This is a genomic window from Armatimonadia bacterium, assembly GCA_039679385.1.
Taxonomy (GTDB): domain Bacteria; phylum Armatimonadota; class Zipacnadia; order Zipacnadales; family JABUFB01; genus JAJFTQ01.
In genome coordinates, this window is record JBDKVB010000129.1 from 1 (window position 1) to 24,190 (window position 24,190).

The 24,190-nt window shown below is 65.1% G+C and carries 17 protein-coding genes and 1 pseudogene; 11 read left to right on the plus strand and 7 right to left on the minus strand.

Annotation, left to right across the window (positions count from 1 at the left end; all coding sequences use genetic code 11):
- The first annotated feature begins 108 nt into the window (after positions 1–108).
- Positions 109–1,521 (plus strand): type II and III secretion system protein, encoded by a 1,413-nt coding sequence (locus tag ABFE16_14455; GenBank protein ID MEN6346498.1) that lies wholly within the window; start codon positions 109–111, stop codon positions 1,519–1,521.
- Positions 1,522–1,531: 10 nt separating this feature from the next.
- Here ABFE16_14455 and ABFE16_14460 read toward each other — a convergent pair whose 3' ends face one another.
- From ABFE16_14460 to ABFE16_14475, 4 genes are all read right to left on the minus strand, one after another.
- Entirely contained in the window at positions 1,532–2,134 is a 603-nt protein-coding gene (locus ABFE16_14460) for a type II secretion system protein (protein MEN6346499.1), read from the minus strand.
- Between the two features lie 115 nt (positions 2,135–2,249).
- Positions 2,250–3,239 carry a Gfo/Idh/MocA family oxidoreductase gene (locus tag ABFE16_14465; GenBank protein ID MEN6346500.1) on the minus strand — a complete coding sequence of 330 codons (990 nt, stop codon included), beginning with the start codon at positions 3,237–3,239 and terminating at the stop codon, positions 2,250–2,252.
- A gap of 18 nt (positions 3,240–3,257) precedes the next feature.
- Entirely contained in the window at positions 3,258–3,707 is a 450-nt protein-coding gene (locus tag ABFE16_14470) for an FxLYD domain-containing protein (protein ID MEN6346501.1), read from the minus strand.
- The gene (locus ABFE16_14475; GenBank protein ID MEN6346502.1) at positions 3,688–6,135 is read right to left on the minus strand and encodes an ATP-binding protein; all 2,448 of its coding nucleotides are present in this window, start codon (positions 6,133–6,135) and stop codon (positions 3,688–3,690) included. The genes ABFE16_14470 and ABFE16_14475 overlap by 20 nt, the downstream gene beginning before the upstream one ends.
- 209 nt (positions 6,136–6,344) lie before the next feature.
- Between ABFE16_14475 and ABFE16_14480 the strand changes: the two genes are divergently transcribed.
- Positions 6,345–8,018, plus strand: coding sequence for a sialidase family protein (locus ABFE16_14480; protein ID MEN6346503.1), 1,674 nt, complete (start codon positions 6,345–6,347; stop codon positions 8,016–8,018).
- A gap of 100 nt (positions 8,019–8,118) precedes the next feature.
- On the opposite strand, the gene nadA is transcribed toward ABFE16_14480, so the two are convergent.
- From nadA to nifS, 3 genes are all read right to left on the minus strand, one after another.
- Positions 8,119–9,030, minus strand: coding sequence for a quinolinate synthase NadA (gene nadA, locus ABFE16_14485; GenBank protein ID MEN6346504.1), 912 nt, complete (start codon positions 9,028–9,030; stop codon positions 8,119–8,121).
- A gap of 86 nt (positions 9,031–9,116) precedes the next feature.
- Positions 9,117–10,397, minus strand: a complete 1,281-nt coding sequence (locus ABFE16_14490; protein ID MEN6346505.1) for an FAD-dependent oxidoreductase — start codon at positions 10,395–10,397, stop codon at positions 9,117–9,119.
- Positions 10,398–11,582, minus strand: coding sequence for a cysteine desulfurase NifS (gene nifS / locus ABFE16_14495; protein ID MEN6346506.1), 1,185 nt, complete (start codon positions 11,580–11,582; stop codon positions 10,398–10,400).
- 364 nt (positions 11,583–11,946) lie between these two features.
- Here nifS and ABFE16_14500 point away from each other — a divergent pair.
- The 9 genes and pseudogenes from ABFE16_14500 (at position 11,947) to ftsH (ending at position 24,030) form a co-directional block, all read left to right on the plus strand.
- Positions 11,947–12,201: pseudogene (locus tag ABFE16_14500) on the plus strand (stalk domain-containing protein).
- A 111-nt stretch (positions 12,202–12,312) separates the two neighbouring features.
- Positions 12,313–12,792 carry a peptidylprolyl isomerase gene (locus ABFE16_14505; GenBank protein ID MEN6346507.1) on the plus strand — a complete coding sequence of 160 codons (480 nt, stop codon included), beginning with the start codon at positions 12,313–12,315 and terminating at the stop codon, positions 12,790–12,792.
- Positions 12,793–12,877: 85 nt separating this feature from the next.
- Entirely contained in the window at positions 12,878–14,083 is a 1,206-nt protein-coding gene (locus ABFE16_14510) for an argininosuccinate synthase (protein MEN6346508.1), read from the plus strand.
- Between the two features lie 111 nt (positions 14,084–14,194).
- Positions 14,195–17,131: a discoidin domain-containing protein gene (locus tag ABFE16_14515; protein ID MEN6346509.1), complete on the plus strand. Its 2,937-nt coding sequence runs from the start codon at positions 14,195–14,197 to the stop codon at positions 17,129–17,131.
- A gap of 53 nt (positions 17,132–17,184) precedes the next feature.
- Entirely contained in the window at positions 17,185–18,300 is a 1,116-nt protein-coding gene (gene thrC / locus ABFE16_14520; GenBank protein ID MEN6346510.1) for a threonine synthase, read from the plus strand.
- A 99-nt stretch (positions 18,301–18,399) separates the two neighbouring features.
- Positions 18,400–19,467 carry a nitronate monooxygenase family protein gene (locus ABFE16_14525; protein ID MEN6346511.1) on the plus strand — a complete coding sequence of 356 codons (1,068 nt, stop codon included), beginning with the start codon at positions 18,400–18,402 and terminating at the stop codon, positions 19,465–19,467.
- A 96-nt stretch (positions 19,468–19,563) separates the two neighbouring features.
- Positions 19,564–20,442 carry a phosphoribosylaminoimidazolesuccinocarboxamide synthase gene (locus ABFE16_14530; protein ID MEN6346512.1) on the plus strand — a complete coding sequence of 293 codons (879 nt, stop codon included), beginning with the start codon at positions 19,564–19,566 and terminating at the stop codon, positions 20,440–20,442.
- A 98-nt stretch (positions 20,443–20,540) separates the two neighbouring features.
- Positions 20,541–21,998 carry a tRNA lysidine(34) synthetase TilS gene (gene tilS / locus ABFE16_14535; protein ID MEN6346513.1) on the plus strand — a complete coding sequence of 486 codons (1,458 nt, stop codon included), beginning with the start codon at positions 20,541–20,543 and terminating at the stop codon, positions 21,996–21,998.
- A 70-nt stretch (positions 21,999–22,068) separates the two neighbouring features.
- Entirely contained in the window at positions 22,069–24,030 is a 1,962-nt protein-coding gene (gene ftsH / locus ABFE16_14540) for an ATP-dependent zinc metalloprotease FtsH (protein ID MEN6346514.1), read from the plus strand.
- Positions 24,031–24,190: the final 160 nt, after the last annotated feature.

Consider the following 24,190-nt stretch of genomic DNA (forward strand, 5'->3'; position numbering starts at 1 on the left):
CGGCGAGAGGGGGCCTTGCGCCTCCTCTCGCCGAAGGGCGTTACTACCTCGACGCAAGGGTACGCGAGCAGTCGGGGTGCCGCGCAAGCAAGTGAAAGGTCTGGACCAATGGCACGAGCCTTGACGACGCGCAGGGGAACCCTACTCGGTGTACTGATCGCGCTGCTATGCTGCGGTGCTGCGCAGGCGGAAGACGCCAAGGGCCCTTCGGCCGAGAAGCCCGAGGAACCGGCTCTGGTGAACAACTCCTTCTTCAACACCGATGTGCGGCAGGCGCTGTCGGACCTTGCCGCGGACACCGGAGTGACGATCCTGCTGGACGAGAGCGTCGTCGGGTTCATCAGTCTGGACCTCAAGGACGTGCCGCTGGACCGGGCTCTGAAGCTGATGCTGCTGCCCCTGGGGATGGTGTACCGGGAGATCGAGCCGGGCGTGTACCTGGTGACGGCTGCAGACCCGAGGGCTCCGAGCTTCCGACTGGTGGCGGAGACGCAGATCCTGCCGATCGGCCACCTTGACCCACAGAACCTGACGCGGCTGCTGCCGGACCGCTATGCGCAGTTCGTGCGAGTGGACACGGCTGCACGTCGCTGCCTGATCGAGGCCCCCAAGGAGTACCTGGAGGATATCGTGCGCCTGATCCGGTCGCTGGACACGGCGCCGGGACAAGTGCTGATCGAGGCCCTGGTGCTGGAGACGACAACGGGGGCGCTGAAGCAGTACGCACCGACCTTTGCTTCCTCACATCTCGCGGGTGATATTGCCGGGGGGATCTTCAACTACCAGTCGAACTCGCGGAACCTGAGCAGCGCGAACACCTCGACAACCAGCCAGAAGCCGACACCGGGGAACCTGCTCGTCGGCTTGCAGTGGCTGATGGAGAACAACCAGGCGTCGCTGCGGGCCAACCCGCGTGTTGTGGCGCCGGATGGAACGGCGGCGGAGATCGAGGTCGGCACACAGCAGTACTTCAGCCTGCTGACCGGGTCGGCGGTCTACGCCTACACGAGGCTGGAGCGCGTCGATGCGACGATCAAGCTGAACATCAAGCCGCGGATCCTGCCCGAGGGGCAGGGGATCGAGTGTGACATTGAGCCCAACGTGGCCGATGTCGTGGGCCAGGGCTCCGATGGGCTGCCGGTGATCACCATCCGGCGTGCCAAGTCGACGGTGCGGGTGCAGAACGGGCAGGGGATTGTGATTGGCGGACTGCTGCAGGAGACCTCGTCCTCCACGGAGAGCAAAGTGCCGATTCTGGGCGATCTGCCGGTGATCGGCAAGCTGTTCCGGTCGAAGAACACCTCGAAGGGCCAGCGGGATATCCTCTTTGTGATCTCACCGCACCTGCTGGATGCGAACGGGCAGTTCGAGGGTCCACTGCTGAGCGAAGTGCTGATGTCGCGCAAGGCCCCCAGCAGCGTCGGCGAACTGCAGACGCCGCCGAAGCCGGTGCCCGTGAAGCAGGAGACAGGCGCAACCCGGGCCGACCTGGGGCAAGCCTTTAGCGTGAAGGCCCAGTAGGGCGCAGCCGTCAAGGCTCCCAGTGATTGTCGGCGCCGGTCAGGTCTCTGGGCTGCAAGGTCTCCGGCGGACGGTTCCATTTCACGTTGCCGGCGAGGTAGACGAAGTTGGCCCCGATTCCATGGCGAGCGTCGACACGGCCCAGACCATTGGCTTTGAGGCCCAGGCCCGTGCTGCGAACAGAGCCCCGTAGGTCGAAGAGGAGGATCGTCTGCGCCGGACAATCCACCTGGTCCATGAGCAGAGAAGCCCCGCTGTAACCTCCCACTAAGGTCAGGTCGTGGTTGATCCCATAGCTGTGCGACCGGCAGACCATGCCGCTAGCCGTGTTCGGCATCTGGTCGGCAGGGCACAGGAGCAGCATCCCCGAGCGATAGTAGGGCTCGAGGATTACGTCCCAACACAGGTCGGTGTTGCGCAGGCCGGAGGGCGAACGTGCAGGGACGAGGCGACCATCGTTGTCCTGGACGTAGAGCATGACTGCCCCCGCGAGGCTGCGCAGGTTGGTCATGCAGGTGGCGCGTTCGGCACTCTTGGTGGCGGTCTCATACACCGGCAGCAAGACGGCCGCCAGGATGAGGATGATGGCGACGACAACGAGAGTCTCTACCAACGTGAACCCACGAGCGGACTGCAAGAACCTCGCGCCCCCCGGCGGTTGAGTTCAGGACGGCCCCGGCAGGATGACGGCCAAGAGCCGGAAGTGCCAAAGGATGGTAAGGCCCGCGTCAGGCGGGCTGGGAATCACGACCGATCTGCATGAGCTGCAACTGCAACCGCAGGTTAGCCAGCCCCTCCTCCAGAGTGACCAGCGGGGCGCCCTCGCCCCGGACTGCGGCCACGAAGCGGCTGATGGAGTCCTGCACAAAGTCCACGGACTTGAGGCGATGGTCCCCGATGCTCAGGTATGCGGCGAAGACCCCATTTTCGTCGTTGCGCCCCTCGTAGTCAGCCAGCACGTCGTCGAGGCCAAAGCGGCGAGCCAGCGGTCCTTCGGGCACGTTGACGGTGTCGATGACGGCCTGGACCGAGCGCCCCGCGTCAGTCCGGTACGTGAAGTCGGCACGGACCTGGTGAGCATCAACAAGGACGCGGGTCGAGGAAGCCTCGAGCTGTCCCGGGCCGGCAAGGGCGAGGAGCAGGCTGAGCGGATGGGGTGAGAGGTCTACCCAGATCTTCTCGCCGCTGGCGCCGGACTTGCCGCCGCGCGAGTCCATGCGCATGTAGAAGCGCTCGAAGGAGGCCGGGTCGACGGGCTGACCGGAGAGTTCGCACAGCTTCAGGTAGGGCTCAAGTGCGGCGACGTACTGGGTGTTTGTGGCCGCAAGAAGACTCCGCGTGCGGGCCGCCTCAACCATGGAGCCGGCTTCGTCGAGGAGCTGCTCGAAGGGCTTGTCCCAGTCCCACACCAGGGGCTTCTCGCAGAGGATCGCGCAGCCGGCGTCAGCGGCCAGCGCGAAGTGCTCGGCATGCAATTGCGGCGGCGAGCACAGGGCAAGGAGGTCGGGTCGGGCAGCGTCGAGCATGGGCTCGACGCCAACATAGCCCTTTCCCGTGAAGCCGAAGAGCTTGTGGAGGACCTCCGTAGTGGCGGCGACGGACTCCTTGCTGGTGCCTGCGAAGGCCACGACCTCGCAGCCGAGAGCGTTGAACCACTTGGCGTGGTGCTTGCCGATTCCGGATGCGCCGATCACGGCGGCGCGCAACGGGCTGCTCATGGTTGGGCCCCCTGCAGGTCAGTTGGAGTTGTCGGGCGCGGCATCCTTGTCGGGAGAGGTCTGGGCCTCCGGTGCGCCGGGTCGAGCGATGCGGAACTCGACGTCGCGCTCCTTGCCGTGGCCGGTGACGGTGATGGTGAAGACCTTGGGCTGTCCAGGCTTGATGTCCGTGACGACGACGCGGTTGATGCCCCGCTCCTCGCCGCCGGGTCCGCGAAGGGTGACGATCACCATTGCTTCCTTAACCGGCCGGTCGCCATGGTTCACGATCTCGGCCATGACGCGGGCCAGGTGGTGCTCCTCGTCGAGGTTGTAGCGATAGCGATCGATGCGCAGGTTGGCGATGTCCTCGGTTACCCGCGGAGCACGAGTGCCACACCCGCCGGCGAGAGCGCCCAGGAGGCACGCCAGCAGTCCCCAGGAAGCCAGAGGTGTGCTGCGGAACGACCTACCGATTGTTGTTGTCATTCTTGGCTGGCTTGGCATGGTTCGCGGTACCGTTGTCCATTCCGCGGCCGTCGAAGGAGGCGGCGAAGTTCTCAAGGGTGGCTGTGACGAGTTGGTTGATGGTGCCTTCGGGATACGTACCGTTCTTGCGCCTGCTGCCCGCTGGTACGCCGGTGAGGACCTCCAGGCCCTCGTCGACGGTGGAGACCGCGTAGATGTGGAACTTGCCGTCACGCACGGCCTCAATGACCTCGGGCTTGAGCATCAGGTGCTGCACGTTGCTCTTCGGGATCAGCACGCCCTGCTCGCCCGTGAGGCCGCGCGACTTGCAGGAGTCGAAGAACCCCTCGATCTTCTCGTTGACGCCGCCGATGGCCTGGACGTGGCCTGCCTGATTGACGGAGCCCGTGACGGCAAAGCCCTGAGAGATCGGGGCGCCCGCGAGGCTAGAGAGGATGGCGTACAGTTCGGCGGAGGAGGCGCTATCCCCTTCGATCAGGTCGTAGTTCTGCTCAAAGGTCAGGGAGGCCGCCAGGGTCAGCGGCTTCTCATGGGCGTAGCGGCCGTTGAGGAAGCCGGTGAGGGTGAGCAGGCCCTTGTCGTGCAGGCGCCCGGTGAGCTTGGCTTCGCGGTCGATCTGCATGACCCCGCTCTTGCCGACGAAGGTGATGGCGCGCAGGCGGTTGGGACGACCGAACCAGTAGTCGCCCAGGGGGATCACTGAGAGCGCGTTCACCTGCCCGATTTCCTTGCCCTTGAAACTCAGCTCGATGAGGCCGCGGTCGGACATCTCGCGCATTCGCTCCTCGATGCGGTTCGAGCGGGAGACGTGCTCCTCGATCGCGCGCTGTACGTCCTCGGCGGTCACCAGGGAGTTGCCATTGTGCCCGCACCAGTAGGCGGCTTCGCGGACCAGGTCGGCCACATCGACGAAGCGGGTGGTGAGCCGCATCTGGTCGGCGACGAGGCGCGAAGCCTGCTCGAGGATCCTGGCGACGGCTGGGGCCTCGAAGTGGGGCAGTCCTTCCCGGCGGCAGACGGTGGCGACGAACTGGGCATACCGGCGCAGGGCCGTGCGGTTGCGCGGAGTGCTGGCGTCGAAGTCGGCTTTGACCTTGAAGAGCTTGCGGAAGTCGTCATCGTAGTTGTACAGCAGGTAGTACAGCTCCGGTGAGCCGACGAGGACCACCTTCACGTCGAGAGCGATGGGCTCGGGCTCAAGCGTAACGGTGGACATGAAGCGGAACTGATCCTGCAGGCTCTCGATGCGGACCAGTTTGTTCTTGAGCGCGCGCTTGAGGGCCTCGTAGGCGTAGGGCTTGCGCAGGAGAGTCTCGGCCTCGAGAACCAGATAGCCTCCATTGGCGCGGTGAAGGGCACCGGGACGGATCATGGTGTAGTCCGTGACCAAAGCGCCCATCTGAGTGCGGTGCTCGATCAGGCCGGTGAGGTTGTCGATGGTCGGGTTCGACTCATAGACGACGGGTGCGCCGTCGCGCGGCCCACAGGAGAGCAGGACATTGACCCCGTAGAGGGAATAGCGGCTGTCCGGAGTGGGCACAGCGATGGGGAAGGGCATCTGCGGCGTGTCCTCATCGCGTGCGCGCAGGCCCTCGATGTTGTCGATGATGTCATCGAGGATCTGGCGCAGGTGCTCGCAGACCCGCTCCTCGGTAGCATATCGCTTCTGCAGCTCCTCGAAGAGATGGCCGACGGCGAAGCGAGCGACCTCCTGGTCTAGCTTCTTGACCTCCACGCGGACCATCTTGTCCTTGCGATGGTGCCGGCGAAGCATCTCCTCGAGCTTGTCCTGGAGCTTAGCGCGCCGAGCGTCGATGGCCTTGCGGTCTTCCTCCGTGAGCTCCGCGTAGTCCTGGGGGCTCATGACCTCGCCGTCTTTGGCCGGCGCAACGAGGACACCCGCGGGTCCGCGCCCAACGACCATATTGGCCGCCTCAGCCTCCTTCTCGAAGGCTGCCAGTTCGGCCTGGCGCTCCTCGCGGAAGGTCTTGAGGGCCTCCTCGCGACGGTCGACGTACTCCTCGCTCTCGAAGGCTGCGGCGAGTTCGCGCTGCACGTCCTCGATGAGTTCGTTCATGTCATCGCGGAACTCACAGGCGGAGCCGCTGGGCAGGTGCAAAGCCTTGGGCTGGTTTGGCTGGTCGAAGTTGTGCACGTACACCCAGTCGCCCGGGGCAGGCTGTTGCGCGGCCGCCTGGTCAAGCATGGCGCGGCTCATGGAACTGCGGCCGGTGCCCACAGGGCCCATCACGAAGACGTTGTAGCCGTCGCTCTGGATATTGACGCCAAAGCCCAGGGCAGCCACGGCGCGATCCTGTCCGATCGGCGCGGCGAGGTCCTTGAGGGTCTCCGTGCTTGTGAAGCCGAGCTTGTCGCAGTCGCAAGTCCAGCGCAGTTGCTCGGGTTTCAGACGCAGCCGATCGATCACCGGCGATCACTCCCAGCCTAGGATGCTCCCTCGGGCGCCCGATAGCTGGAACTGACAAAAGAAGGAGGGACGACCGGCGCCTGAGGGGAAGTTGCAGAAGCTACCAAACCCACAGTACCATTATGCCGTGCCTGGACTCCGGCCGCAAGCGATTTCGGCCCGGCGGGGCTACAGTTCGCCCATCACCATCAATCTGAGGTGGCTCAGCCATGAAGGTTCTTGCTGCAGGGATCGTGCTGTCACTCGTGCTCCTGATCCAGACTCTAGGCGTCTGCCAGGTTACGGCGCAGATCGAGTGGAGTGACGTCTACACTGCCGACAAGCTGCCTGACGAGGCCGGCTGGGGCGCGTCAAAGGGTACGAACACCTCTTCAGAGATCACCCCGGAGGGCCTGCACCTCAAGGATTCCGGGACGGCCAACACGGAGCTTCACTGCTACAGCCGACGCTGGCCGGCCCAGCCGGATCGCGGATCCGTAGCAGAAGCAACCGTCAAGGCAGTCTCGTGCACCGCTCGCTCGGGGATGTGTCTGATGGTGGCCGACGGAGTGCACGAGGACGTCCTGACCTTCTACCCGGACCGTATCGAGCTGAACAACAGTGCGCTCAAGTATGCAATGGACACGACGGACGCCTTCCACACCTACCAGGTCAGGATCTGCGGGCTGAATATCGAGGTGTGGGTGGATGGGAAGCTGGCCATCGACGGCTGGAACAAGTTCCAGGCCCCAGCCTACGGGAAGCGCTGCGTGGTGCAGTTCGGGTCTATCTCCAGCGCCTCCACCGGTGAGGCCTACTGGAAGGACGTGCGCTACAGCGTGAACATCCTGTCGGCAGAGCAGATTGCCGGGGCCAAGAACGTGAACATCTACTACAAGGAGGGCATCTACGCGTGCTTCCCCTCCCTGATCCGCACCGCCGACGGTACGCTGGTTACGGGCTTCGGGACGCGGGTCCGACGCTCGCACATTGACGGCACAGGCGGCTCAGCCCGATACCTCTCCAAGGATGGCGGCTACACCTGGGAGCAGACCACGGAGACCTTCACCGACCCGGCCCATGTCAGAGAGGATGGGGCTATCATCTCACCCCATGCCCAGGGCTGGATCTACGTGCCTGACACGGAGCTGGAGAAGGTCAAGGCCGGCGGACGACGCTGGATGAAGGCCCGTGAGGGGACGATTGCCTACCTGGGCGAACCGCGGGTGTCGATCACCATGCCCGGCAAGACCCCGGAGACCAAGGACCTGCCGAACCCCGATATCCGTGGGGTGATGACCTTCAACCCCAGCGCCTTCCTCCACCGGGGCAAGCTGTGGATGACTGCGATCTACGGTGGTCCGACCGGTCAGCCCATGGGTGTGTGGGTGATCCGCTCGGAGGACGACGGCAACACTTGGGAGGTCCTCCCGGTCGCGCTGCCGGCGGACAAGAAGCTGGGCTATGGGGAAGCAGCGATCTGTGACAACGGCCGGGGCGAGATCCTCTGTGTGATGCGCCCGGACCCCGAGAGCTATGACACCTACCAGTGCTTCTCGAAGGATGACGGCAAGACCTGGAGCAAGCCTGAGGACTGCCGGTTCTGGGGCTATCCGAGCAATGTCATCCTGCTCAAGGACGGCCGCCTGCTGTGCAGCTACGGCTACCGGCGCGATGCCATGGGTGTTCGTGCGGTCCTGAGCAGTGACGGCGGGCATACCTGGGACGTCGACAAGGAGATTGTGATCCGCTGCGACGGCAAGGGAAGCCCGAGCGATATGGGCTATCCGATCTCGCTGCAGATGGAGGACGGGCACATCTTCACGATCTACTACCTGAATGATGCGGCCAACGTGACCCACATCGCCGGGACGCACTGGAACCTTCCTCCGGCGAAGCAGTAGCGCAGCCCTGGGCCCACAGCCGGAACACTAAGCAAGCGAAAAGGGGACAGAACCCGTGACGGGTCTGTCCCCTTTGTTTTGGCGAGGCAGGTGGGGCCCGTCAGCCGATGGCGACCATTCGCTCGACGGTCGCGCGGGCACGGCCGGCGATGCCCTCGTCGATCTCGATGACGTGCGTGTTTGTGGTGAGGGCCCTGCGGATGCTCTCCAGGGTAGTGAGCTTCATGTTCGGGCACAGAGCTGAGAACAGGGGATAGAAGGTCTTGCCCGGGTTGTCCTTCTGGAGTGGATGCAGCAGGCCCATCTCGGTGGCGACGATGAACTCCGAGGCGTCCGATTCGCGGGCGAAGCGGAGCATCCCACTGGTTGAGCGGACGGCGTCGGCAAGTGCAAGGACCTCGGCAGCACACTCAGGGTGCGCAAGAACCAGGGCAGCGGGGTGCTCCTGCTTGGCCTTCTGGATATCCTCGGCGGTGATGTACTGGTGGGTCGGGCAAAAGCCCGGGTAGAGAAGGATCTCCGTGTCGGGCACAGCCCTGGCGACCCAACTACCGAGGTTGCGGTCGGGGATGAACAGGATCCGGTCGGCGTCGAGAGACTTGACCACCTCGACGGCGTTGGCTGAAGTGCAGCAGATGTCGGACTCCGCCTTGACCTCAGCGGTGGTGTTGACGTAGGCGACGACCGGTGCACCCGGATACTGGGCCTTGAACTCCCGCAGCTGCTCGGGGGTGATCATGTCGGCCATCGGGCAGCCGGCTTCCTTCTCGGGTAGCAGAACGGTCTTGGAGGGGCTGAGGAGCTTGGCCGTCTGGGCCATGAAGTGGACGCCGCAGAAGACGATGACCTCGGCCTCCGCCCGGGCGGCCTGACGGCTGAGGCCCAGGGAGTCGCCGGTGAAGTCGGCGATGTCCTGCACCTCGGGGCGCTGGTAGTTGTGGGCCAGGAGGACGGCCTTGCGCTCCTGGCGCAGGGCGTTGATCTCGTTGATAAGCTCGCTGTTGTCGGTCATGGGCGGCCTCCGGGCGCCACCGTTTGCGGGCAAACGGTATGGCAGGGAAAGTCAGTGGGTGAGCCGGCCAAGGGGCGCGCCAGGGATCACGGCACCAGGGCGCCATGGGCGCGCAGCTCAGCCTTGATGTCATCCAATGCGACTTCGGTGGGTGGGATTCCTGCTTTGGCGGCGAGAGCGGCCGCCGCACCGACTGCCTGCCCCATTGCCATACAGGGGGCCTGGACTCGCAGCGCGGAGTTCGCGAGGCGGTCGCTACTCACGCAGCGACCGGCGGCAAGCAGGTTGCGGCTTCCCTTCGGAATCAGGGCGCTGAAGGGTATTGAGGGGACGACCCCCTCCTGCAGGGGCTCGGGCGTGACGCCGTTCTCGTCATGTACGTCAACGGGGTAGAAGGCCCAGCAGATTGCGTCCTCAAAGAGCCGGCCGCTGCAGTAGTCCTCGACGGTGATGACGGTCTCGCCCAGGATGCGGTAGCTCTCTCGCACGGCGGTCTCGGAAGCGCCGAGTTGCAGTCGGGCACGCTCGCCGCCTGGGAGGGACTGCACAAAGCGCAGCAGGCGCAGGGCCATCTGACGCCCTGCGAGGTTGGCTGCAGTCTGAGTCACAGAGGTGGAGGAATCGGCGCCGAAAACATGATTCGCGCCGTGGCTGCCGAGGAAGGAGAGGAAGGTAGCCTTCCGGTCCCACAGGTCGCCGGGCTGAAGCCTTCCGTCCGCGAGGGCCTGCTGGTACCGTGCCTCGACGAGCTCAGGGTCCATCGCCTTGACGTCGTAGCCCTCCAGCCGGAAGTGCAGCGTGCCGGGCTGGATGACCTCCTCGCGCTGCCGGGGGTATCCGAGCAGGCCCACGACCTCGGCGCCGCCGGTGCAGTCGATGAGCTGCTTGCACTGGACACTGCGACGGACGCCGCTGCCTGCGACGGCAAGATGCCAGCCGGTGTCAGTCGGTGCGCCTCCGAGAGGGAACTCGTAGTAGCACAGCTCGACCCCGGACTGCAGGCAGGCCTCCTCCGCAAGGGCGGCATAGAGCGGCCCGTTCAGGCGGACCTGGTGCATCGAGTGTCGCGGTGGCCGGACGGTGAAGTCGGGCATGGTGCCGCCGTCCAGCTCCACAGCGCGGGTGACCAGTTCCCAGCCAAGGCCGGCGATGATCTGCCGCTCCCAGGCATGGAACAGACCCGGGTAAGCGACGCCGCCGGTGGTCATGGTGCCCCCGAGTTGAGGGCCTCGCTCGATCAGTACCGTGTGGGCACCGGACCGGGCAGCCTGAAGGGCGGCGATAGTGCCCGCAGTGCCGCCGCCGATGACAAGGACATCGGCCTCGGTCTGGAGCGTCGCAGGCATTGGCGGGAAGGGACACTGCATCTAGAGGGTTCCCTTTCGCTGGGCATCGGCGTAGGTCGGCGACATCGCTCGCAGGCGCTCCACGAACTGCGGCAGAGCGAGGAGCAGGACGTCGACATCGGCGTCGGTGGTGTGACGCGAGAGGCTCAGACGCAGGGAACCATGGGCCACCGCATGGGAGCAGCCGATGGCCAGCAGAACGTGGGACGGGTCCAGGGAGCCGGAAGTGCAGGCCGAGCCACTGGAGGCGCAGATCCCGTACAGGTCAAGGGACAGCAGGATGCCCTCGCCCTCGATGTAGTTGATGGTGAAGCTGGCGATGTTGGGCAGGCGCTTCTCAGGGTGCCCTGTGAGCTGGCAGTGCGGAACTCGCTCAAGGACGCCGTCGATGATGCGCTTGGACAGGCGGCCCATCCGCTGGTTGTCCTCGTCGGCCCGCTGGGAGAGCAGCTCGACGGCCTTGCCCAGGCCCACGATTCCAGCGACGTTCTCGGTACCGGCACGGCGACCGCGCTCCTGGCCGCCACCGTCGAGGACCTTGACCAGTCGCGTGCCCTTGCGCAGGTAGAGCGCGCCGACGCCCTTGGGGCCGTAGACCTTGTGGGCCGACATGGCCAGCAGGTCGACGTTGAGCTCATTGACGTCGATCGGGACCTTGCCCAGCGACTGGACGGCATCGGTGTGGAAGACTACGCCGCGCTCCTTGCAGAGCGCGCCGATCTCGGCAATCGGTTCGACGGTGCCGATCTCGTTGTTCGAGTGCATGATCGAGACGAGAATCGTGTCGTCGCGGATCGCGTCGGCGACCTGCTCGGGCGAGATGACGCCATAGCGATCGGGGACAAGGACCGTGGTCTCGAAACCGTCGCGCTCGAGCGCCTTGCAGGTATGGAGGACTGCATGGTGCTCGATGGCCGAGGTGATGAGGTGCTTGCCCTTGCCTCGGAGGGCCCAGGCGGTACCCTTGATGGCGTAGTTGTCGGCCTCGGAGCCGCAGCCGGTGAAGACGATCTCCTGGGGGTCTGCGCCGAGATAGGAAGCAATATGGCCCCGCGCGTTGTCCAGGGCCTTGCGTGCGCGGCCGGCCAATCGGTAGACACTGCTGGGATTGCCGTACTCGTCCTGCAAGAAGGGCAACATCGCGCCAAGGACTTCGGAATCGACCTTGGTGGTAGCCGCGTTATCGAGGTAGATCACGCCGCCCACTCCCAAAACACGCCCCGAAACCGGGCGAGAGCATTGGTAAACGAAGTTACGCAAACATTAAGCGGCAGCGACCGGAGAGTCAAGGGGAAGGGGGTTCTGCGTGGCTCTGAAGGGGCCCCGGAGCCGGTGACCTTACAGCCAGGGGTCCTTTGTGCTACAATAGGCTTGAGTAAGAACGCCCCCTACTGCTTGAGGGCGGTTTTATCGTTCGTGCCAAGAGGTAGCAATGGGGAATCTCCGACGCTCGATGTTGGCGGCTTCACTGCTTGTCTGCACGTGCTTTGCCTGTGCTGCGGACCCGGAGAGGGAGTCACCCCTCCAGGGTGTGTTCGCCTGGGGAACCGGGACGCGGCCGGTGGCCGTGATGGCACCGGTACGGGAGGTGTTCCGTCTGCTGGGGCTCAAGCAGAGCTGGCAGCCCGCGACGGACACGATCTCGCTATCAGGCCCGACGGGCACTGTGTCCTTCCGCATTGGCCAGACGCAGGCACGATTCGAGCCCCAGGCAGGGGGCGCCGGTGTGACGGCAACACTCCCGGCGGCCCCAAGGTACCTCGGGAACCGACTGTATGGACCGGTGGAAAGCCTGTGGAAACTCGCCGGCCTTGGGGTGCGAGTGGTGAAGCAGGAGGATACCGGCGTCGAGTACCAGGCGGGCGACAAGATATTCGTCATCACGCTGCTTTCGGGAAGGGAGAAGAGCATCATCAACCAGGCCAAGGGATCGGTAGTGAAGTTCCAGACCTCCAAGGGTGACATCCTGCTTGAGCTGTTCGACGAGCAGACGCCAGTGACCGTGGGCAACTTCCTCGACCTCGTGGGAAGCGGGTACTACGACGGACTGACCTTCCACAGGGTGATCGCCGACTTCATGATTCAGGGTGGGTGCCCCAAAGGCAATGGCACCGGTGGCCCGGGCTGGACCATTCCGGACGAGGCAGACCGGGGCCTCAAGCACGAGCGCGGCAGCCTCTCGATGGCGAAGACCGCGATGCCCAATACGGGCGGCAGCCAGTTCTTCATCTGCCATGTGCCCTGCGCGCATCTGGATGGGGTGCACACGGTGTTCGGGAAGGCCGTCGAGGGCATGGACGTTGTCGACGCGATCCGTCAGGGCGACACGATCCAGCAGGCGACCCTTCTGAGCAAGTCAGCCCAGGCGGAGGCTGCGATAGAGAAGACCAGGGCGGCCCGAGTGCCGGAGAAGTAGCAAAAGCCCGTGGAGGAGGCCGGCGAGGTCGGTCGTTAGGATACTCACCCGGGGGAGGGGAAACCCTCGGGTTTCAAGGAGAGACATGATGGCTGAGAAATGCGTACTGGCGTATTCCGGAGGTCTGGACACCTCCGTGGCGATCCAGTGGATCGCGGAGAAGTATGGCGTAGACGTGGTTGCGGTCGCCGTCGACGTGGGCGAGGAGAAGGACTACGAGGGTATCCGCGTCAAGGGCGAGCAAGTGGGCGCCGTCAAGTCGATCGTGGTCGATAAGCGGCAGGAGTTCGTTGACCAGTTCATCAGCCAGGCGATCAAGACGAACCTTATGTATGAGCACAAGTACCCGGCCTTCACGGCTCTGGCCCGCCCGCTGCTTGCCAAGACCCAGGTTGAGGTCGCGCAGGCTGAGGGCGCAAGCCTCCTGGCCCACGGCTGCACCGGCAAGGGTAACGACCAGGTGCGCTTTGAGGTCACCTACCAGGCCCTGGCTCCCGAGATGCGCGTCGTAGCTCCCGCACGCGAATGGGGAATGACCCGCGAGCAGGAAATCGACTACGCCGCAGAGCACGGCATTCCCGTGCCGGTAGCCAAGAAGAGCCCGTACTCCACGGACACCAACCTGTGGGGCCGGTCCATCGAGTGCGGTATCATCGAGGATCCCTCCAAGGAAGCTCCAGACGATGCCTGGGTCTGGACGGTCAGCCCGCAGGACGCCCCGAACGACCCCACCTACGTGCGCATCGGCTTCGAGCGGGGCGTTCCCGTGTCGCTGGATGGCGCCAAGATCAACAGCGTTGAGCTGGTCGCCAAGCTGAATCAGCTCGGCGGGCAGAACGGCGTCGGCCGCGTCAACATGATGGAGAACCGGCTGGTCGGCATCAAGTCGCGCGAGTGCTATGAGACCCCGGCGGCGACGATCCTCCTGGCCGCCCATCGCGACCTTGAGAGCCTTACGCTGGACCGCGAAACCTACCATTTCAAGCCCTACCTGGAGCTGCGCTGGGCCGAGTTGGTGTACTACGGACTTTGGTACACCCCGCTGCGCGAGGCCATCGACGGGTTTGTGAATGAGACCCAGAAGCGCGTCAACGGCGAAGTGACCGTCAAGCTGTACAAGGGCACCTGCGAGGCCGTTGCACGGACCTCGGAGAACAGCCTCTACGACTACAGCCTGGCAACCTACGACGCCGGCGACACCTTCGACCAGACCGCCTCGGAAGGGTTCATCAAGATCTGGGGCATGCCGGCGAAGGTCACAGCAGCTGTCGACCGCAAGGTCGGGCTCTAGTCGGCGAGACAAGCGAGACCGGTGGGTAGGGCCGACCTCGGTGTCTGCCCTACCCTTGTCCACGGCCGTCCACTGCGAGGACCACTTGTTGCCTTCCCGGAGGATCGACCTATGAGGGGACTCATCGCCGCGATCGCCGGAGTTGCCGCCCTTGCGCTGTCGATAGCACTGTGCGGTGCTCAGGGGCTGGTGACCAACGGCGACTTCAGCCAGGTGAGCGGCGGCGATCAGGGGCTTCCGGTGGGATGGACCGTGGCCGGAGCAGATTCCGCCGCGTATCGGGTCGTCAACGACGACGGGCACAGCGGCTCGCTGAGCCTGCGGTACAAGGTCGATCAGGCGACGGCCTCGGGCGCTGCGGCACAGTCTTTCGCGTGCAAGCCGAACACGGACTACCTGGTCACGGCCGCTCTGAAGAGCGACGGGACGCTGCTTCCTGTGGTGCAGGTAGCCGTGCCCGTTAACCCGCCGGTGAAGGTGCTGTCGCTGCGCTCCGGCGGGCAGAAGGTCTGGACGGTGCAGACCGCACGCTTCAACAGTGGCACGGCGACGCAACTGGAAGTACGGGTGTACGGCGACGCGGCACTGGCTGAGGGTAAGCAGGCCGCTGCAGGCGTGGCCGGCCTTGACGATGTGCAGGTCTACGAGGCGTCGAAGGCTCCCGCAGAGGTGAGCCCGGGACCGGCGATGACCCCTCCGGGGCCGAACATCGCGCTGAAGCGCCCCTACACGCTGACCCCGGCGCCGAACTACAGCTACTGCACCGAGCCGGGCGACAAGACCCAGTTGACGGACGGCAGCTACTCGGTCGGATACTTCTGGACGCAGCCGACGACGGTGGGCTGGAGTAGCGGAGGACCCGCACGCATCCGCATCGACCTGGGGAAGATCGAGCCGATCGCGGGGCTGTCCTTCAGTACCGCAGCGGGTGTGGCCGGTGTGACATGGCCGACCTCTATCCTGGTGCTCGTGAGCGACGACGGCGACAAGTGGACCTGGGTCGGCGACCTGGTGGAGAAGTCCCTGCGCTTCGGGACGCCGCCGACGGACCGCTACTCGCAGTACCGGTTCTTCACCGACGAGCTGGAGGCTCGTGGTCGCTATGTCGAGCTGATTGTCGATTCCTCGCCCTATTGCTTTGTGGATGAGGTGGAGGTATACCGGGGAACGGCGGACATGCTCGTAAAAGCGCCGGTGGGGAAGGTGGCGGACAGCCCGACGGCCCTGTTCGAGCAGCTCCGCCTGCGGAGTGCGGTTCTGTGGCGTCTGACGGCCGACCTGGAACAGGCACGCAAGGCGATCCGCGAGAGCAAGAGGACGGCGGCCGAGAAGGATGCGCTCCTGGACCGCGCCGACCGCCTGGCCGAGGAGGTCAGGCGCCTCCCGTCGGAGCTTCCGGCAGACCTGCACTGCGTGCTACCGCTGAATGACCTGCACGCGGAGATCTACGCCCTGAACGCCCCGGTTCTGCGGGCACAGGGGCTGTCCGGTCTGACGGTGTGGGGAGCAAAGCGATGGGATCCGTTGTTGCCCACTCAAGGGCCTGAGCTTCCGCTCTCAGCCCCCGCGCTGCAACTGACGATGATGAGGGACGAGACCCGGGCCGTGGCGCTGAACGTGACCAACAGCACGGACCGCGTGGTCGAGGCCGAGGTCACAGTGACCGGGCTCGGCGGGCCGGCGAATCCGGAGTGGATCAGCGTCCGCGAGGTAGTTTTCACCGACACCCGCGACCGGCGTCCAATTGCTGCGGCGCTGCCGCAGGCCAGGAAGATCGACGGTGGGTACGAGACAACTGTGCCCTCGGGCATGACGCGTCAGGTGTGGCTGTCGGTCAGCACGAAGGGGATTGCCGCCGGGGAGTACCGCGGGCAGGTAGTGATCTCCGGCGCCGGGCAGCGTACCGAGGTACCCCTGAGCATCCGGGTGTATCCGCAGCAGATGCCGGCACAGTTCACGGCGGCAGTTGGTGGCTGGGACTACACCAACGGGAACGGATCCTATGATGTGAGGCCCTCGAACCTGCAGATTCTGGTTGACAACCTGCGGGCTCATGGTGTGAACTCACCATGGGCGAATTCCGGCGTCATGCCTCAGGGGGCCACCTTCGACGCAGCAGGGAACCTCACCGGGACGCTGGACTTCAGTGCCTGGGACACCTGGGTCAGCCGCTGGCCGGGAGCGAAGAACTACTGCGTTTTCCTCTCGGTCGACAGCAAGTTCTCGGGCGAGCCGATGGGCACCGCGCGGTTCAACAAGATGGTTGGAGACTTGTTCCGCGCCTGGGTGAAGCACTTCGACGAACAGGGCCTCAGCCCGGCCAAGCTCGTTGTGTTGCTGGTCGACGAGCCGCACGATAACGACCAGGCCAAGGTCATCATCAACTGGGCGAAGGCAGTGAAGGCAGCGGCTCCCGAGGTGGTTCTGTTCGAGGACCCGACCTTCCGCGACCCGCGAGAGGCCGACCCGGAGCTGTTCGCCGTGAGTGACATCCTGTGCCCGAACCTGCCGATGTGGTGGGGCGCGCCCAAGACCTTCGCCGACTTCTACTGGGCGCAGCGTGAGTCTACAAAGAAGCTGTGGTTCTACTCCTGCTCCGGGCCCGCGAAGCTGCTGGACCCGATCAACTACCACCGGGCGCAGTTCTGGGCCGGGATGGCGAACGGTGCACAGGGGTCCTTCTACTGGGCCTTCGGGGACGAGTCGAACGCAGCGGGTTCCTGGCGGGCCTACAGCCAGAACCGCAACCAGTACTCGCCGCTGTTCATCGATGCCACCAGCGTCACGGACGGCAAGCACATGGAGGCCGTCCGGGAGGGCGCTGAGGACTACGAGTATTTCGTGATGCTGCGAGACCGCTGGGCCCAGCTTCGACGCGAAGGCGTGGCCAGCCCGAAGCTGCAGGCCGCAGAGAGACTGCTGGCCGCTGGTCCGTATCGCGCCCTCAAGGGTGTTGGCGCCGGGAGTCTGGGCTGGCTGGACAGCCGGGATCGCGAGGAAATGGACCGGGTGCGCGTGGAGTTCCTGGAGGCTCTGCAGGGGCTCTAGGGCAGGCCCGGCGCAGCGTGCCGGGGACCGTGTCGCACAGAGAGGGAGCAGGTATGAAGGCTCACAAGCAGTCGAACCCCTGGCGGGGTGTGATCGAGGAGTACCGCGAGTACCTACCGGTGAGCGAGAGTACGCCCGTCGTGACGCTGCTGGAGGGTGGCACGCCGCTGATCCCGAGCCTCGCGATCGCACGGCGGCTGCCGGGTAAGCTGCGCATCTTCTTCAAGTACGAGGGCGTCAACCCGACCGGCTCCTTCAAGGATCGTGGCATGTGCATGGCCATGACCAAGGCGAAGGAGCGGGGCGCCAGGGTGTGCATGTGCGCCTCGACCGGGAACACTTCAGCCGCTGCGGCCGCCTACTCGGTACGAGCCGGAATGCGTTGCGTGGTGCTGATCCCGGACGGGTATATCGCGCTGGGCAAGCTCGCGCAGGCGCTGGCCTATGGTGCCCGGACGATCCAGATCGCCGGGAACTTCGACGACTGCCTGAACTTGGTGCGGGAGATCACCAGCCGGTACGACATCGAACTGGTGAACTCGCTGAACCCCTACCGGATGGAAGGCCAGAAGACGGCCGCCTTCGAGGTTTGTGATGTGCTCGGCGCGCCGCCGGACTTCCACGCGCTTCCGGTGGGCAATGCGGGGAACATCTCGGCCTATTGGATGGGCTACAAGGAGTACCGCGAGAAGGGGATGGTGGACCGGCGGCCGACGATGTTGGGCTTCCAGGCGGCCGGGGCTGCACCACTCGTGAGCGGCGTCAGGGTGGACAACCCGGAGACGATCGCCACGGCGATCCGCATCGGCAATCCCGCACGGTGGCAGGACGCGGAGAACGCGGTGAAGGAGTCCGGTGGGGTGTTCCGGGCGGTCACGGACGAAGAGATTCTGAAGGCCTACAAGGACCTGGCGGCGGAGGAGGGCGTGTTCGTCGAGCCGGCGTCGGCAGCGTCTCTGGCCGGGGTGTACAAACTGGCTGAAGACGGGTACTTTGGGCAGGAGCCGGCAACCGTGGTGTGCACGGTTACCGGGCACGGGCTGAAGGACCCGGATCGGGCGATCCAGATTGCGACAGAGCCCGAGAAGTGCGGCAAGGATCTCGGCGAGCTGATTGAACTGTTGGGGCTGTCGGGCAAGGACGGGGGCTCTCGCCCTGGGCGGGAGTAATGTGGAAGGGGAACTCGGTCTTCGAGCCCTGGCAACGCAATACACGAGAAGGACGGAGTTGCGCGCCATGCGTGACGGTCTTCTGAAGGGTCGCTGCGAATGAGACTACCGACGCTTAGGATCGGCGATCTGACAATTCCTACACCAATCATACAAGGCGGGATGGGGGTCAGAGTATCTGGGGCACGGCTCGCGTCGGCGGTAGCCAATGAGGGCTGTGCGGGGATGATCGCGAGTGCGGGGATCGCGCACTATGAGCTCTACTCGGGGAAGCACTTCGTTGAGATGAATGACCTCGCTCTCAAAGAAGAGATCCAGAAGGCCCGGAGTCTGAGCAGCGGGGTCATTGGCGTCAACATCATGGTTGCCCTCTCCAACTACGCCAATCTGGTCAAGGTGGCCGTGGAGAACAAGGTATCCATGATCGTCTCCGGCGCGGGCCTTCCTCTGGAACTGCCCGGGCTCGTGCAAGACGCACAGGTGAAGCTGGTGCCGATCGTGTCGTCGGCACGGGCGCTGCGCATAATCTGCACCAAGTGGCTCCGGGCACACAATCGGCTTCCGGATGCAGTGGTGGTCGAAGGACCACAGGCAGGCGGTCACCTCGGGTTCTCACACGCGGAGATGGGGGCTGAGACGCAGCCGAGCCTGGAGAAGCTGGTGGCCGAGACCGTCGCGGTGGCGAACTCCTACGAGCGGCCGATGCCGGTCATCGCCGCAGGAGGCATCTACGACGGCGCCGACATCTCCCGATTCCTGAAGCTGGGCGCGTCGGGTGTGCAGATGGCGACGCGCTTCGTCTGCACCGAGGAATGCGACGTCGACGACGCCTTCAAGAACGCGTACTTGCAGGCGAAGGAAGAGGACGTGATGGTGATTCACAGCCCGGTTGGTATGCCGGCGCGGGTCATCCGGAACGCCTTCGTGGAGCGCATCCTGCGCGGCGAGACCGTTCCCTTCAAGTGCGAGTACCGTTGCCTGCGCAGTTGTGATCCGAAGACTGCGCCCTTCTGCATCGCCAAGGCCCTCGCCAACGCCGCTGCCGGCAAGCTGGAGGACGCCTTCGCCTTTGCCGGGTCCAAGGTGCGTCGCTGCGCCGAGATCGTGTCGGTCAAGAAGCTGGTCAGCCAGCTCGTGGCCGAGGCCTCGGCGTGCTACGACGCCTGAGCGAAGGCCGAAGGTGCCAGGGAGCGCGGTACTCGGGCAAGAGCACCGCGGCGACCTGAGCTCGAACAGGAGCAATCGACCAGGATGAGTGCCCAGGTGGAACGCACGGTTCTCAAGACCGACCTGCCGGGAGCGGTCTGTGCACGCTCCGGGAAGGTGCGGGATGTCTACGACTACGGCGACGGCCTACTCATCGTCGCCAGCGACCGGATCTCGGCCTTTGACGTGATCATGGCCAACGGCATCCCTGGGAAGGGCAAGATCCTCACCCAGCTATCCCTCTTCTGGTTCGACTACCTGCGAGAGGTAACGCCGAACCACCTGATCAGCGCCGAGGTCAAGGACTTCCCGGCGCCGACGCAGGCCTTCGGCGAGGTGCTCGAAGGGCGGACAATGTGGTGCAAGAAGGCCCAGGTGATCCCGGTGGAGGCCGTCGTGCGCGGGTACCTGGCCGGGAGTGGCTGGAAGTCCTACCAGCAGAGCCGGGAAGTCTGCGGCCACCGTCTGCCCGCCGGTCTGGTGCAGTCGGCGAAACTGCCGCAGCCGCTCTTCACGCCGACCTCCAAGGCAGAGTCCGGGCATGACGAGAACATGACCCGCGACGAGGTCAAGAACCTGCTTGGCGCGGAGCTCGCTGAGAAGCTGGAGAGCAAGGCCATCGAGATCTACCTGAAGGCCTCGGAATATGCTGCCACGCGGGGCTTCATCATCGCGGACACGAAGTTCGAGTTCGGCCTGGTCGACGGCGAGATGATCCTGGTGGACGAGGTGCTGACGCCGGATTCCTCGCGGTACTGGGATGCTGACAAGTACGAACCGGGACGGCCTCAGGAAGCCTTCGACAAGCAGTTCGTGCGCGATTACCTGGAGACGCTGGACTGGAACAAGGAACCGCCGGGACCGGAGCTGCCGGCGGAAGTCGTCGCGCAGACGCGCGAGATCTACCTGACGGCGCTGCGGCGACTGACGGCCTAACTCCTGCATGAGTTGTTGCGGGTCCTAGGGTGCGGGCTCCGGCGCGACGTCGGACAAGCTGGAGCCCGCTTGCGACGCACCTCTGGTGACGATCCACTGTGTCTGCTCCCCCACGGACGTTCGAGCAAAAGCTGCTGGCGACGGTGAGACGCTACCGGATGCTCGAGCCGGGTGAGCGCGTGTTGGTGGCTGTCTCCGGGGGCCAGGACTCGCTGGCGCTTCTGGATGCTCTTTCCGGGTTGCGGGAGCGGCTGGCGGTCACGGTGCTGGCTGCCCACCTCAACCACGGGATCCGGGGCGCTGAGGCGGAGGCAGATGCGCGCTTCGTGGCGGAGTTCGGTGAGCGCCTGGGCGTTCCGGTAGTGTTGGGCGAAGCTGAAGTGCCGGAACTGGCGAAGTCCTGCGGCCTGTCGCTGGAGCATGCGGGACGCGAGGCGCGCTACGGCTTCCTTCGCGAAGTGGCTGCGAAACAGGGCTGTGCCAAGATAGCCGTGGGCCACACGAGGACGGACCGCGCCGAGACGGTGCTGATGAACGTCCTGAGGGGCTCCGGCCTGGATGGCCTGAGGGGCATCCCGCCGGTCAACGGGCAGGTGGTTCGTCCCCTGATCGGCCACAGCCGGGAGGAGACGGGCACCTACTGCCGCGAGCGTGGCCTGGAGCCCCGCGTCGACCGGACAAACCAGGAGGTTGACGGGTACCTGCGGAATCGTGTGCGCCTCAAGTTGATGCCTCTGCTTGTCGAGGAGTATTCACCGGGAGTCGAGGAAGCGTTGGTGCGACTTGCGGAGGCCGTTGAGGAAGAGGTGGTGTGGACCGGCCCGATGGTGGACGCGGCGCTGGCGGAGGTCTGTGAGCGGGATGGCGAGGCCCTGAGAATTGGGCTGGCAGAGCTGTCGCAGGTGCCCGACGGGCTGGTCAACCGCCTGCTGCTGAAGTGCCTGCAGGAGGCTTGTGGTGGGACCGCGGGTGTGCTGAGTGCACACGTGCAGGCGCTCAGGGAGCTAGTGGAGGAGGGTAAGCCGGGCTCGCGGGCGGCCTTGCCCTTTGAGGTTTGCGCTAAGCGAGGGTATAATGCTCTTGTCTTGGCCCGGCAAGAGGCTCGTGAAGAGGGCTGGAAGTCGTGGAAGGTCGAGCTGGAAGTGCCGGGAGAGGTTAGGTTGCCGGTCGGGGGCAGTCTGCGGGCACAGGTGCAGGAATGTCCGCCTCGCCTGAAGTCAACGCCGCACTCCGAGGCGTTGGTGAAGGTTGAGGCAGCCGGCCGGGAACTCGTCGTGCGCAGTTGGCAGCCCGGCGATCGGGTACAGCCACTGGGCATGACCGGTCACAAGAAGCTGCAGGACTGCTTCGTCAACGCAAAGGTGCCACGCGCGGACCGACACCGAGTCCCGGTGGTGACCGATGCGAAGGGAACAGTCCTGTGGGTTGGCGGCGTGGTGGTGGGGCAGCAAGGACGGTTGCATCCGGAGGATACCCGCTGTGTTCGCCTGACCTGGACGCCACCGGAGGGTGTGGTCTGGTGGTCAGGAAGGGACGAGTGCAGTCGGGGGCTTTAGCGTTAGCCTAGAGGGCTTTCGTACCATAGACACTGGAGGAGGCCGTCGGCCTTGCCCGGCGGCGGAGTCAATGCCCAAGCAAAACCCTGTGGTTCTGACGATCGTGGCCGTCGCCTTCATCTATATCCTATGGATGATTCCGCGGCTGAACGCCCAGACACCGGTCAAGGTGTTTGACAGCCTGCCTGAGCTCAACGAGGCGGTGAGAGCCGGCTACCTGTCTGAGATTGAGATCGTGGGTGGCGGGCGACAGATTCGCGGCTCCCTCTCGACGGCAGGCCGTGCCCATTACGAGAGGAAGTACGACAAGTTCCGGGCCGAGGTGTGGATGAGCCCGGAGACCGTGGACAAGCTGGTGGAGACGGTGCCGCGGGGGACGAAGGTGTCGATCGTCCAGGGCCTCTGGGCCGACCGCCTGCTGGCACTGGCCGGCAATGTCCTTGTCCCGATCGGCATCCTGGTGTTCCTGTGGGTCTTCTTCACCCGGCAGATGAAGATGAGTGGCGGGCAGGCCCTGTCCTTCGGGCGCAGCCAGGCGAAGCTGCTGGGCGAGAATCACGAGAAGGTCACCTTCAACGACGTTGCGGGGATGAAGGAGGTCAAGGAGGAGCTGCAGGAGGTCGTCGAGTTCCTCCGGGAGCCTGAGAAGTTCCGTGCGCTCGGTGCGAAGATCCCCCGAGGCGTGCTGTTGGTGGGACCTCCGGGCTGCGGCAAGACCCTTCTGGCCCGAGCGGTTGCGGGTGAGGCGAACTGTGCGTTCTTCTACATCAGCGGCTCCGACTTCGTGGAGATGTTCGTCGGGGTCGGTGCATCGCGGGTACGCGACCTCTTTGCCCAGGCCAAGCAGCACCTGCCGGCGATCGTCTTCATCGACGAGTTGGACGCCGTGGGCCGCCTGCGCGGTGCGGGCCTTGGTGGCGGGCATGATGAGCGCGAGCAGACCCTGAATGCCCTGCTGGTGGAGATGGATGGCTTCGACCCGAACGCGGATATTATCATCCTGGCGGCGACGAACCGCCCGGACATCCTCGACCCGGCGCTGCTGCGTCCAGGGCGGTTTGACCGCCGGATTGTGGTGGACAACCCGGACGTGGGCGAGCGCGAAGCGATCCTGCAGATCTACGTGAAGGACAAGCCGCTCAACGAAGAAGTCGACGTTAAGGTGTTGGCCAAGCGAACACCGGGCTTCTCCGGCGCCGATATCGAAAACCTGGTGAACGAGGCGGCCTTGCTGGCGGCACGGCGCGACAAGAAGCGCATCGACATGGTCGAGTTTGACGAAGCCGTCGAGCGCGTAATCGCCGGGCCGGCACGGCGCAGTCGGGTCATTCGGGAGCATGAGCGCAGGACGCTGGCCTACCACGAGGCAGGCCATGCGCTGGTCGGTTGCCTGATGCCGGGGTTCGACACGACCTACAAGGTGACGATCCTACCCCGTGGCATGGCCCTGGGCTACACGATCAGCCTGCCCGAGGAGGACCGGTACCTGGTTACGCGGACCGAGATTCTGAACCGCATGACCCAGGCGCTGGGCGGTCGCGCCGCAGAGGAGCTTGTCCTGGGAGAGCTCACGAGTGGGGCTGCGAACGATCTGGAGCGTGTGACCGAAATGGCGCGGCAGATGGTGACCGAGTACGGGATGACCGAAGCCCTTGGGCCGCTAACCTATGGCAAGCGGCACGGGCCGATTTTCCTTGCCCGAGACCTCGCCGAGGAGCGGAACTACAGCGAAGAGGTGGCCCGGGATATCGACGAGGAGATCCGGCGACTGGTAGAGGCCTGCTTCAAGCGAGCGACGGAGCTTCTGGGCGGCGGCCGCGACAAGCTGGATGCGCTGGTGGAGGTACTGCTGGAGAAGGAGACCCTTGACCAGCAAGAGGTAGCGGCGATCGTGGCGACGGGGAAGCTGCCGCCGGAGCCGGAGCCCGACGAGACACCCTCGGAGCCTCCGGCCACTCCGGCGGAGCCTGAGGCGAGCCCGAGGGCGGCCGGCCCTGCGCCGGGCCTGCAGTCGAGCCCCGAGGCGCCATGAGGTAAGCAGATGGTCAGCAGAGACGCCGGCCTTCGGGCCGGCGTCTTTTTGTGACAGGCAGGAATCGGGCTGCTAACGTCGAAGTGGATAGCGTGACCGTTCTGGGGTGGGTGAGGGGCAGCAACAGTCGAGCTACCGGCAGCGGAGGATGCAGCAACGA

Excerpts from the sequence above, each read along its gene's own strand:
- ABFE16_14455 (MEN6346498.1), top strand. The coding sequence starts at position 109 with ATGGCACGAGCCTTGACGACGCGCAGGGGAACCCTACTCGGTGTACTG.
- ABFE16_14465 (MEN6346500.1), bottom strand. The coding sequence starts at position 3,239 with ATGAGCAGCCCGTTGCGCGCCGCCGTGATCGGCGCATCCGGAATCGGC.
- ABFE16_14470 (MEN6346501.1), bottom strand. The coding sequence starts at position 3,707 with ATGACAACAACAATCGGTAGGTCGTTCCGCAGCACACCTCTGGCTTCC.
- ABFE16_14480 (MEN6346503.1), top strand. The coding sequence starts at position 6,345 with ATGAAGGTTCTTGCTGCAGGGATCGTGCTGTCACTCGTGCTCCTGATC.
- nadA (MEN6346504.1), bottom strand. The coding sequence starts at position 9,030 with ATGACCGACAACAGCGAGCTTATCAACGAGATCAACGCCCTGCGCCAG.
- ABFE16_14490 (MEN6346505.1), bottom strand. The coding sequence starts at position 10,397 with ATGCAGTGTCCCTTCCCGCCAATGCCTGCGACGCTCCAGACCGAGGCC.
- ABFE16_14510 (MEN6346508.1), top strand. The coding sequence starts at position 12,878 with ATGATGGCTGAGAAATGCGTACTGGCGTATTCCGGAGGTCTGGACACC.
- ABFE16_14515 (MEN6346509.1), top strand. The coding sequence starts at position 14,195 with ATGAGGGGACTCATCGCCGCGATCGCCGGAGTTGCCGCCCTTGCGCTG.
- thrC (MEN6346510.1), top strand. The coding sequence starts at position 17,185 with ATGAAGGCTCACAAGCAGTCGAACCCCTGGCGGGGTGTGATCGAGGAG.
- ABFE16_14525 (MEN6346511.1), top strand. The coding sequence starts at position 18,400 with ATGAGACTACCGACGCTTAGGATCGGCGATCTGACAATTCCTACACCA.
- ftsH (MEN6346514.1), top strand. The coding sequence starts at position 22,069 with ATGCCCAAGCAAAACCCTGTGGTTCTGACGATCGTGGCCGTCGCCTTC.